The following is a 9,201-nucleotide window of genomic DNA, read 5'->3' as shown; positions in this document are numbered from 1 at the left end:
CTCCCGCCCCCCCCCCCGCCCCCCCCAGTGCTGCGGTCCGCGTAGCACCCATCCACCCACCCCCCCACCCCCACCCCCCCCACCCCCCGGCGGGGGCCCGGGCGCGGGCCCCCCCCCCCCCGTCCGGGGTCTGTGGGCGGTCTCAGGCCACCTTGACCGTGTTGAACGAAATCGGCATGGCGGGTGCGCCGTCCTCGGCGCCACCCTTCACGCCCGCGCCGGCGACCTTGTCCAGCGTCGCCAGGCCCGCCTCGTCGATGGTGCCGAAGATCGTGTAGTTCGGGGGCAGCTGGGTGTCACCGAAGACCAGGAAGAACTGGCTGCCGTTGGTGCCCTTGCCCTCGGGCGAGGTGCCCGCGTTGGCCATCGCGACCAGGCCGCGCTTGTAGTTCACCGGCTGCTCGAGCGCCGGATCGCCCGCGGGGAACACGTCGGTCGGGTACTCGTTGTCGAAGGTGTAGCCCGGGCCGCCCATGCCGCTGGCCTGCGGGTCACCGCACTGCAGGATGCCGAAGCCGGGGCTGGCCACGATGCGGTGGCAGCTGGTCTTGTCGAAGTAGCCCTGGCCGGCCAGGCTCACCAGCGAGTTGACCGTGCACGGCGCCTGGGCGCTGTTGAGCGTCAGCCCGATCGGCCCCTGGGTGGAGTCGATCGCGACCTTGACCTCGGGACCGTCGGTCGCGACCGAGGTCGTGGCCGGCGCGTTGACCGGCTTCGCGGCGGGCTCGGTGCTCGCCGGATAGGCGCAGTCGACGGTGGCGGGCTTGGCGGCCGGGGGCGGCGGGCCGGGGAGGTCGAGCGGGGTGTTGACGAACGTGGTCGTCGGCACCTGCGACGACGATTCGGCGGCCGTGCTCTCGTCCTCGCTCTTGGTGAGGAAGTACACGCCGGTCACGGCGGCCGCGACCACGATGACACCGAGGACCGAGCCCGCGATCATGAGGCGCTTGCGCTTCTTCTCCTGCTCGGCCCGTCGTACCAGCTGACGCTCCAGCTTGCGCTTGGCCGCCGCCCGTCGCTGTTCATTGCTCGGCACTACCGCGTTCCTCCCGTGTCGTCGAATTCGTCTAGAGGGTAACCGGTTGGACTCCGGGGGCGCCCGTGGGGAAAACTGGATGATCGTGACCAAGACCAGCAGCTTCACCGCCCCGAAGGGGGTCCCGGATTACGTGCCGCCCGGATCGGCCGAGTTCGTCGCCGTGCGCGACGGCTTGATCGGCGCCGCCCGACTGGCCGGGTACGGACATATCGAGCTGCCGATCTTCGAACAGACCGCCCTGTTCGCCCGGGGTGTCGGCGAATCGACCGACGTGGTGAGCAAGGAGATGTGGACCTTCGCCGACCGCAACGGCGAGAGCTTCACCCTGCGGCCCGAAGGTACCGCGGGCGTGATGCGCGCGGTCATCCAGCACGGGCTCGACAAGAGCGGCCAGCTGCCGCTCAAGCTCTGCTACGCCGGACCGTTCTTCCGCTACGAGCGTCCGCAGGCGGGCCGTTACCGGCAGTTGCAGCAGGTGGGCATCGAGGCGATCGGTGTCGACGATCCCGCGCTCGACGCCGAGGTCATCGCGGTGGCCGACGCCGGTTTCCGCGGCCTCGGCCTGGACGGTTTCCGGCTCGAGATCACCTCGCTCGGCGACGAGACCTGCCGGCCGCAGTACCGCGAGCTGCTGCAGGAGTTCCTGTTCGGCCTGCCGCTCGACGAGGAGACCCGCCGCCGCGCTCAGATCAACCCGCTGCGCGTGCTCGACGACAAGCGGCCCGAGGTTCGCGAGCTCACCGCGAACGCGCCGCTGATGATCGACCACCTCTCCGAGTCGGCCAAGACCCACTTCGAGCAGGTGCTCGCGCACCTCGACGCGCTCGGCGTGCCGTACGTGGTGAACCCGCGCATGGTCCGCGGCCTGGACTACTACACCAAGACCACCTTCGAATTCGTGCACGACCAGCTCGGCGCGCAGTCCGGTATCGGCGGCGGAGGCCGCTACGACGGGCTGATGGCCGAACTCGGCGGGCAGCCGCTGTCGGGCATCGGCTTCGGCATCGGCGTCGACCGCACGGTGCTGGCGCTGGCGGCCGAGGGCAAGACGGCCGCCGACCCGGCGCGCTGCCAGGTCTACGGCATCGCCCTCGGCGACGCCGCCAAGGCGCGACTGGTCGCGCTCGCCGGGGACCTGCGTGGCGCGGGCATCAGCGTCGACCTGGCCTACGGCGGACGCGGGATGAAGGGCGCCATGAAGGGCGCCGACCGGTCCGGCGCGAAGTACACGCTGGTGCTCGGCGACCGCGATCTCGAGGAGCACGCGATCGGGGTCAAGGAGATGGGCACCGGCGAGCAGCGCCAGGTGCCGCTCGGTGAGGTCGTCGGGGTGCTGCGCACCGCGCTCGGACACTGAGCCCGGCGGTTCGCGGGGGCGGGGAAAGTACGCCGCGGGGGGCGGGGGGGGGCGGGGGGGGGGGGGGGGGGGCGCCCCCGCCGCGGGCCCCCCTGGCCCGGGGGGCGGGGGGGGGGTCTCCCCCCCCCCCCCCCGGGGGCCGGGCGGGCCCGGGACGGGGTGGAGAGGGACAGGGTGGACGGGAAGTCCGCGGCGCAACCGGTCGGCATCGACCTGGTGGCGCCGGAGGTGTTCGCGCCGATGTTGCGCGGGCTCGCGCTGGCCGCGCTCGGTGCGGGCATCGTGGTGACGCTGGTGTCGGCGGTGTGGCTGAGCTGGCCGTACGCGATCGTCCTCGGACTGGTCGTCGCCGTGCCGACCATCGGCTATGTCGTCGCGTTCCGCCGTCGGCGGATGTGGTTGAGCGGCACCGTGATCCGCGCGCACCGGCTGTTCGGTGAGCGACGCGTCGACCTCGCCGACGCGACCGGTGTGCAACTGCTGGTGTTCCCCGGCAGGCTGAGCCGGATCGTGCTGAAGGTGACCGCTGGCGCCGAGATCCAGCTGATCCCGCTCGCCATGTACACCGACGCCGGGAGCGGTCGCGAATTGCACCTGCTCGGGCTGCGCACGCTCGCCGACGCGCTGGCCGCGAGCGAACTGGCCGCCGCCGTGTCGGTCTCGGAGGTGCTGGTGCAGCAGTTGCGGGCCGAGGCCCGAGACGCGGCCCTGGGCGAACGGCCGCTGTATCGCGGTGTGCGCCTGGTGCGGGAGAAGGACGCCGTGTCCCCGGTGGTGCTCACCGACTCAGAGGTCGCCGCGCTCGTGTGAGTGGGACCGTGCGGTCGTCGTCGGGGTGCGGTGCCCTGAACTCATCCGAACAGGGCGAGTTGAGGGTCGGCCGGGGCGGGTGTCGGCGTCGCCGGTGTCGTGCGGCCCTGGGGGCGGCGCAGATCGTAGGCGTCCAGCAGGGGATTCACGCGCTCCCGTAACCAGGTGGCGTAGGCCGGGGTGACGTTGGCGCCGCGGCCGTAGAGCTGGCGGTAGCGGCGCATCAGGGCGGGGTGTTCGGTGCCGAGCCAGCCGAGGAACCAGTCGCGGGTGCTGCCGCGCAGATGCATGGGGAAGGCGACCGCGCTGGTGGCCCCCGCCTCGGCGATCGCGGCGAACAGGGCGTCCAGGTGGGCCTTGCTGTCGGTCAGGCAGGGGATCACCGGCGCCACCATCACATGGACCGCGAAACCGGCGTCGGCGAGGGCACGCACCAGGTCCAGGCGCGCGCGTGGCGCGGGCGTTCCCGGTTCGAGGCCACGGTGCAGGTCCATGTCGAGGATCGCGATCGAGACGGCGACACTGACCTCCACCCGCCGGGCCGCCTCGGTGAGCAGCGGCAGATCGCGGCGCAGCAGCGGCCCCTTGGTGAGGATCGAGAAGGGCGTGTCCGCGTCGGTGAGGGCGCGAATGATGCCCGGCATCAACCGGTATCGGCCCTCGGCCCGTTGATACGGGTCGGTGTTGGTGCCGAGGGCGACCGCCTCGCGCCGCCAGGACCGGCGGGCGAGTTCGCGGCGCAGGACCGCGGCGACATTGGTCTTCACCACGATCTGGGAGTCGAAGTCCCGGCCCGCGTCCAGATCGAGGTACTCGTGGCTGCTCCGGGCGAAGCAGTACCGGCAGGCGTGCGTGCACCCGCGCATCGGATTGATCGTCCAGCGGAACGGCAGCGACGAACTCTCCGGCATCTTGTTCAGCGCGCTCTTGCACAGCACCTCGTGGAAGGTGACACCGTCGAACTCGGGCGTGCGGACGGAACGAACCAGCCCCGCCCGGGTCAACCCGGGCAGGGCGCCGTCCTCGACATCCAGGGCCTGCGCTTGCCACCGCACTCCCCGAGTCGAACATGTGTTCGAAAAGATGTCAAGCCTGTCGGCCGTCGAGTGGGCGGTCGCCGGAATTGAGCGCCGGATGGACTTCTCGTTCACCGCCACCGGGGAAGAGGGTGCGGTAGTGGCCGCCTCGTTCGCGGGTGGTGCGGTTGTTGTGCTCCATCAGGCGTAGATGCGCCTCGACATAGTGGGTGAACGAGGGGGAGCACTGGGCGTCGAGGTGCGGCTCGGAGTCGGACCATCGCATGACCGGCTGGTCGAACCCGCCGATCGCGCGCACATAGTCGAACGTGTAGCCCTGATGGGTGAGTACGACGGCGGCGTCAGCAGATACTGGCGGAACACCTCGGGAAACCGTCCGCCCACCCGTGCCTCGATCGTCTCGAGCTCGGCGCTGGTACAGCCTTCGAAGGTGACGAGACGGGCACGATGCCGGTCGATCAATTCCTGTGGAGTGTCGACGAAGACGTACTCCGGGGTGGCCGCGAGCGCGACCAGTCGTGCCTTCCACCCCTCGACAACGGCTTCGGCGGTCAGCTGTGGACGCATGGCCTAGATCCTGGCATGCAGGTCGGCCGCGAAGCCTGGTGCGCGCGTAGAATCGCAGGTGGCGGGCCATTCGGCTCGGCGGTGTCTCGGTGAGCGTGCACGATGAGAAGGCCGGTGGTGGCCGCGGCCGTTGCGCAACTCGCGCTCGGGCTGTTGTTTCCCGGTGCCGATTCGGTACCCGGGGTGAGCTATGTCGCGCTCGGAGACTCCTATACCGCCGCGCCCGGTCTGCTCGATCCCGTTCCCGGTAGCCCGCCGCTGTGTACGCGGTCGGCGGCGAACTATCCGCATCATTTGGCCGCGGCGACGGGGTGGGAGCTGGACGATGTCAGCTGTGCGTCGGCGGCCACCGCGCACCTGCGCACCGCTCAATACGCCGATCAGCCACCACAATTCGACGCCTTGTCGGCGCGGACGGGGATCGTCACCTATCAGCTCGGCGGCAACGACGGGAATCTGTTCCAGACCATGGTGCTGTCGTGCGTCGCGCTGAATCTCGGGAACGCCGCCGATGTCGGCGCGCCGTGCCGTGACGCGTGGGGGTCGCGGTTCACCGACGACATCGCCGCCTACGAACCCGCGATGGGCGCCGCCATCGCCGAGGTGGCGGAGCGCGCGCCGAACGCGCGCGTCCATGTCCTCGGGTATCCGGCAGTACTCCCGGAATCCGGCCGCTGCTATCCGCGGATTCCCCTGAGTACCGGCGACCTCGCCTACGCGCGGGGCGTGCAGCGCGAGCTCAACGCCGCCCTGCGGCGCCAGGCCGAAGCCAACGGCGCGAGCTACCTCGACATCTACACCCCGAGCATCGGCCACGACGCGTGCCGAGACCCAGGCACGCGGTGGATCGAACCGCTGGTTCCCGGCGAGCCCAACGCCACGCCGGTGCACCCCAACGCCGCGGGACAGCGGGCGACCGCGGAGATCGTCCGCGCGGCGGTGACGGCCGCGGCGTAGGGGTCGGTGATCAAGCGGTGCGCGGGGCGCGCAGGAAATCGACCAGGTCGGCGACGGTGTCGGCGGTGGGGCGCGGGCGGTAGCCGAGTTCGCGCTCGGCCTTGCCGTGGTCGACGATCGGGGCCGACAGGATGGCGCCGAGCGCGGCCTTGGACAGGATGTCGGACCCGAAGCGCTTGCCGATCGGCTCCACGATCGGCAGGACCGCGCCGAGGGCCTTGGCCGGAATCGCGAAGCGCGGTCCCTTGGCGCCGGTGCGCGCCGCGGCCATCCTGCACAGGTCGAGCAGCGTGGTCATATGGCCGCCGAGCAGGTAGTTCTCGCCGGTGCGGCCCTTCTCGCCCGCCAGGATCAGGCCGTGTGCGACATCGCGCACGTCCACCAGGTCGAAGCCGCCGCCGATCATCACCGGCGTCCGGCCGCGCATCGCCTCGGCGGTGACGCTGTTGAGGCGCGAGAGCCGGTCGGGATGGTCGACCGGACCGTAGACGCCGGTCGGGTTGACGATCACCGCGTCCAGGCCGCGCTCGATCACCGTGCGCAGCTCCTGCTCGCCCGCCCACTTGGACCGGTCGTACACCGGCAGGCCCGGATCCGCTGAGCGGACGGTGGTCTCGTCGATGTGCGACGCCCGGTACTGGTCGAACGCGTGGATGGAGCTGGTGTGCACGAAGCGGCGCACCCCGACCTCGAGCGCCGCCTCCGCGGTGACCCGCACCCCTTCGGTGTTGACCCGCCACGCCAGATCGTTCTTCTCCGCGAGCGTGATCAACGCGACCAGGTGGTAGACGACCTCGGCGCCCGCCAGGGCCGTGCGCATCGACGCCGGATCGAGCACGTCACCGGAGACCCAGGTGACGGCGGGATCGGACACGGTCGGCGCGGCACGGTCGATGGCCACCACTTCGTGGCCTCGCTCGAGGAGCTGCGGGATCAGGTTGGAACCGAGGTAGCCGGCTGCGCCGGTCACTGCGACCTTCATTCCGCCGAGGATATAGAACATGTTCTAGTTTTGAAAGTGAATCCCGCAGATCGGAGGCGGCACGGGTCGATCCGGGTCGGGGTATTCGGCTATATTTGGCGCACTGCGCCCTCGGGCGGCCGCGTCGGGAGTTTCGCGGCCTCCGATCGCGGTCTCAGAGCAGCCTTTTCACGACGAGTTGGGGGATTCGCATGACCGATCTCTCGGTGCAGACCGATGCCGTCGCCGCGTTCGCGGGGACGAATGCCGCAGTGGCGGGGGATATCGCCGCGGCGGGCATCAACGACGCGGCGGCCAATGTCGCCGCGATGACCCCGGTGTTCGGGCTCATCGGCGCCGACTACCTGGCGATGTTCGCGGTCGCGCAGGCCCTGCAGGCCAAGGACATCAACGACCTGTCCGCGAAGTTCTCCAAGCTGTCCGACGCGGCGTTCACCTCGTCGGTGCAGTTCGACGCGACCGACGTGGCCAACGCCGCCGATCTCGCCCGCCAGGCCGCCGGGATCGGAGGCGCGGCATGAAGCCGCTGAGCACCGGCGATTCGGGCGTGATCACGCCCGACACCGCCATGGCCACCGCCGACGCCGCGACGCAGTCGGCGCTGGGCGCGGTTCCCGTCGACTACACCGAGCAGGCCATCCTCGACGTGCCGCTGATGCAGCTGCCCGAGGACGTGGCCACCGCCGAGGATCCGGTCTTCACCCTCGCGCAGAAGATCACCGAGGAGACCCAGCAGGCGGCTGTCTCGCCGGCGGGGCTGTCGGGGCTGTCCGGTCTCGGCACCGGCGACGTCGATGCCCAGGACATCCTCTCCGGCGTCTCCGCCGACGCGTCGGCGGCGCTGAGCGGCGCCCAGACCGCCTTCGGTCAGGCCGCGGGACCAGCGCTGGCCGCCGCGCAGACCGCGTTCGATCAGGCCAAGAGCGCCTTCACCGGCGCGTCGACCGGCGGCACCGGCACCTCCGGCGGCGCCGCGAACTCGGCCGCCGCGACCACCATGACCGAGGACCCGGTCGCCGCGCTGATGAACGGGATCTCGATCCCCGCACTACCGGGAATCGACTCGCTGTTCGACCCGATCCTGCAGCTGCTCAACAGTTTCGGCACCGGTGTGTTCGGCTCGCTCGACCCCACCAGCATCCTGAGCCAGTCGTCCTCGCTGATCGAATCGGCGATGACCGTGGCCCAGGGCGGGCTGAAGACGGTGCAGCAGCTGTGGGAGGGCGAGTCCGCCGACGCGGCGACCACCGCCAGCCAGCAGGCGCAGGTGGAGGGCCAGGAGACCAGTCAGCGCGGCTTCGACATCGCCGCCCTCACCGAGCAGGCCGCCGCCGTGGTCCAGTCGGGCAACGCGCAGCTCTCGGCGATCGCCACCACCTTCGCCGCGCAGGCCACCGCGCTCGCGCCGACGATCATGCTGCCGCCCACCCAGGCCACGCTCATCGGCCTGGCCACCGAGCACCTCGGGTCGGCGGTCACGGTCGTCAACACCACCCGCGGGCAGCTGGCCGGGCACACCGCCCAGCTCAACGGCGCGGTGTCCCAGCTCGCGGCGCAGAGCGGCCTCCCCTCGCCGGAGGAAGCGTTGTCCGCGGTGTCGGAGAACATCGGCGAACCGCTGCTCACCCAGGCCGAGAGCGCGCTCACCGGCACCGGCGACGACACCACCGCCGCCGCGGCCAGCACGGGTTCGCCCACCACCACGCCGGGCTCGACCTCGGCGGCCGGACTCGGTACGGGCGGCACGGGCGGTTCCGGTGGCGGCAGCGGTGCCGCGCTCGGCGCGCTCGGCACCGCGCGCGGCGGCTCGGGGGGCAGCACCGGCGGCGGCACTCCGAGCACCGGCACGCCCAAGGCCACCACCGCTGTGCCCGGCGCGACCGTGCCCGGCGGCCGGGTGATGACCGCGGGTCTCGGCACCGGTACCGGCCTCGGCACCACGACGGGCACCGGCACCAGCGGTTCGGGCTTCATGGGTGGCGGCGCTGGCGCGGGCGGTCAGCGCAACAACGACGACGAACACGGCCGCACCGTGCAGCCGTACCAGAGCCGCACCGGCAACGACGACCTCACCGGCCCCCTCGGCGAATCCACGCCCGAGGTCATCGGCGCGGTCCACGAGGACGAACGCGACGCCGACGAAGACCGGTTCTGAGCGAACACGGCGCGGGGGCCGGCGGGCCCCCCCGCGCGCGGGGGGGGCGGGGGGGGGGGGGGGGGGGGTGGATGGGCGGGAAGGACCACTACGAGATCGACAAGGTCGCCGGGGACGCCGGCCTGGCCGTCGATCCCGAGATCTCCACCATGGCCGTGCAGTCGCGGCAGTTCCTCATCCGCGCGGTCTCGATCTTCGCGGTGGTCAGCAGCATCGGCGACCACCACGCGACGGTCCCGGCGAAAGCGCTCGCCCCGCTGCTCACCGCCATGAGCTGGGCACTGATCGACGCGGACC

The 9,201-nt window shown here is 71.5% G+C and carries 10 protein-coding genes; 6 read left to right on the top strand and 4 right to left on the bottom strand.

Annotated elements, in window-relative coordinates:
• Positions 1-142 precede the first annotated feature (142 nt).
• Positions 143-1,036: a peptidylprolyl isomerase gene (locus QH270_RS03655; RefSeq protein WP_280338891.1), complete on the bottom strand. Its 894-nt coding sequence runs from the start codon at positions 1,034-1,036 to the stop codon at positions 143-145.
• A gap of 85 nt (positions 1,037-1,121) precedes the next feature.
• Between QH270_RS03655 and hisS the strand changes: the two genes are divergently transcribed.
• Entirely contained in the window at positions 1,122-2,396 is a 1,275-nt protein-coding gene (hisS, locus tag QH270_RS03650; RefSeq protein ID WP_280338892.1) for a histidine--tRNA ligase, read from the top strand.
• Between the two features lie 174 nt (positions 2,397-2,570).
• Complete coding sequence (locus QH270_RS03645) at positions 2,571-3,206, top strand: hypothetical protein (protein ID WP_280338890.1); 636 nt, start codon at positions 2,571-2,573, stop codon at positions 3,204-3,206.
• 41 nt (positions 3,207-3,247) lie between these two features.
• Here QH270_RS03645 and QH270_RS03640 read toward each other — a convergent pair whose 3' ends face one another.
• Both QH270_RS03640 and QH270_RS03635 read right to left on the bottom strand, forming a co-directional pair.
• Entirely contained in the window at positions 3,248-4,261 is a 1,014-nt protein-coding gene (locus tag QH270_RS03640; protein WP_280338889.1) for an Rv2578c family radical SAM protein, read from the bottom strand.
• A gap of 31 nt (positions 4,262-4,292) precedes the next feature.
• Positions 4,293-4,541 (bottom strand): hypothetical protein, encoded by a 249-nt coding sequence (locus tag QH270_RS03635; protein WP_280338888.1) that lies wholly within the window; start codon positions 4,539-4,541, stop codon positions 4,293-4,295.
• Positions 4,542-4,927: 386 nt separating this feature from the next.
• Here QH270_RS03635 and QH270_RS03630 point away from each other — a divergent pair, with 386 nt between their 5' ends.
• Positions 4,928-5,767 carry an SGNH/GDSL hydrolase family protein gene (locus QH270_RS03630; protein ID WP_280338887.1) on the top strand — a complete coding sequence of 280 codons (840 nt, stop codon included), beginning with the start codon at positions 4,928-4,930 and terminating at the stop codon, positions 5,765-5,767.
• A gap of 10 nt (positions 5,768-5,777) precedes the next feature.
• Here QH270_RS03630 and QH270_RS03625 read toward each other — a convergent pair whose 3' ends face one another.
• Positions 5,778-6,749 carry an NAD-dependent epimerase/dehydratase family protein gene (locus QH270_RS03625; protein WP_280338886.1) on the bottom strand — a complete coding sequence of 324 codons (972 nt, stop codon included), beginning with the start codon at positions 6,747-6,749 and terminating at the stop codon, positions 5,778-5,780.
• A 191-nt stretch (positions 6,750-6,940) separates the two neighbouring features.
• Between QH270_RS03625 and QH270_RS03620 the strand changes: the two genes are divergently transcribed.
• From QH270_RS03620 to QH270_RS03610, 3 genes are all read left to right on the top strand, one after another.
• The gene (locus tag QH270_RS03620) at positions 6,941-7,270 is read left to right on the top strand and encodes a type VII secretion target (protein ID WP_110035588.1); all 330 of its coding nucleotides are present in this window, start codon (positions 6,941-6,943) and stop codon (positions 7,268-7,270) included.
• Positions 7,267-8,904 carry a hypothetical protein gene (locus tag QH270_RS03615; RefSeq protein WP_280338885.1) on the top strand — a complete coding sequence of 546 codons (1,638 nt, stop codon included), beginning with the start codon at positions 7,267-7,269 and terminating at the stop codon, positions 8,902-8,904. Before QH270_RS03620 ends, QH270_RS03615 begins: the two co-directional genes overlap by 4 nt.
• Before the next feature lie 71 nt (positions 8,905-8,975).
• Positions 8,976-9,201 (top strand): SAM-dependent methyltransferase (locus tag QH270_RS03610; protein WP_280338884.1); only part of this gene is annotated, 226 nt, incomplete at its 3' end.

The sequence above is a fragment of the Nocardia neocaledoniensis genome (assembly GCF_029868625.1).
Taxonomy (GTDB): domain Bacteria; phylum Actinomycetota; class Actinomycetes; order Mycobacteriales; family Mycobacteriaceae; genus Nocardia; species Nocardia neocaledoniensis_A.
Note: the sequence above shows the minus strand (reverse complement) of the source record. Positions and strands in the feature narration are given on the sequence as shown.

Excerpts from the sequence above, each read along its gene's own strand:
- QH270_RS03620 (WP_110035588.1), top strand. The coding sequence starts at position 6,941 with ATGACCGATCTCTCGGTGCAGACCGATGCCGTCGCCGCGTTCGCGGGG.
- QH270_RS03625 (WP_280338886.1), bottom strand. The coding sequence starts at position 6,749 with ATGAAGGTCGCAGTGACCGGCGCAGCCGGCTACCTCGGTTCCAACCTG.
- QH270_RS03615 (WP_280338885.1), top strand. The coding sequence starts at position 7,267 with ATGAAGCCGCTGAGCACCGGCGATTCGGGCGTGATCACGCCCGACACC.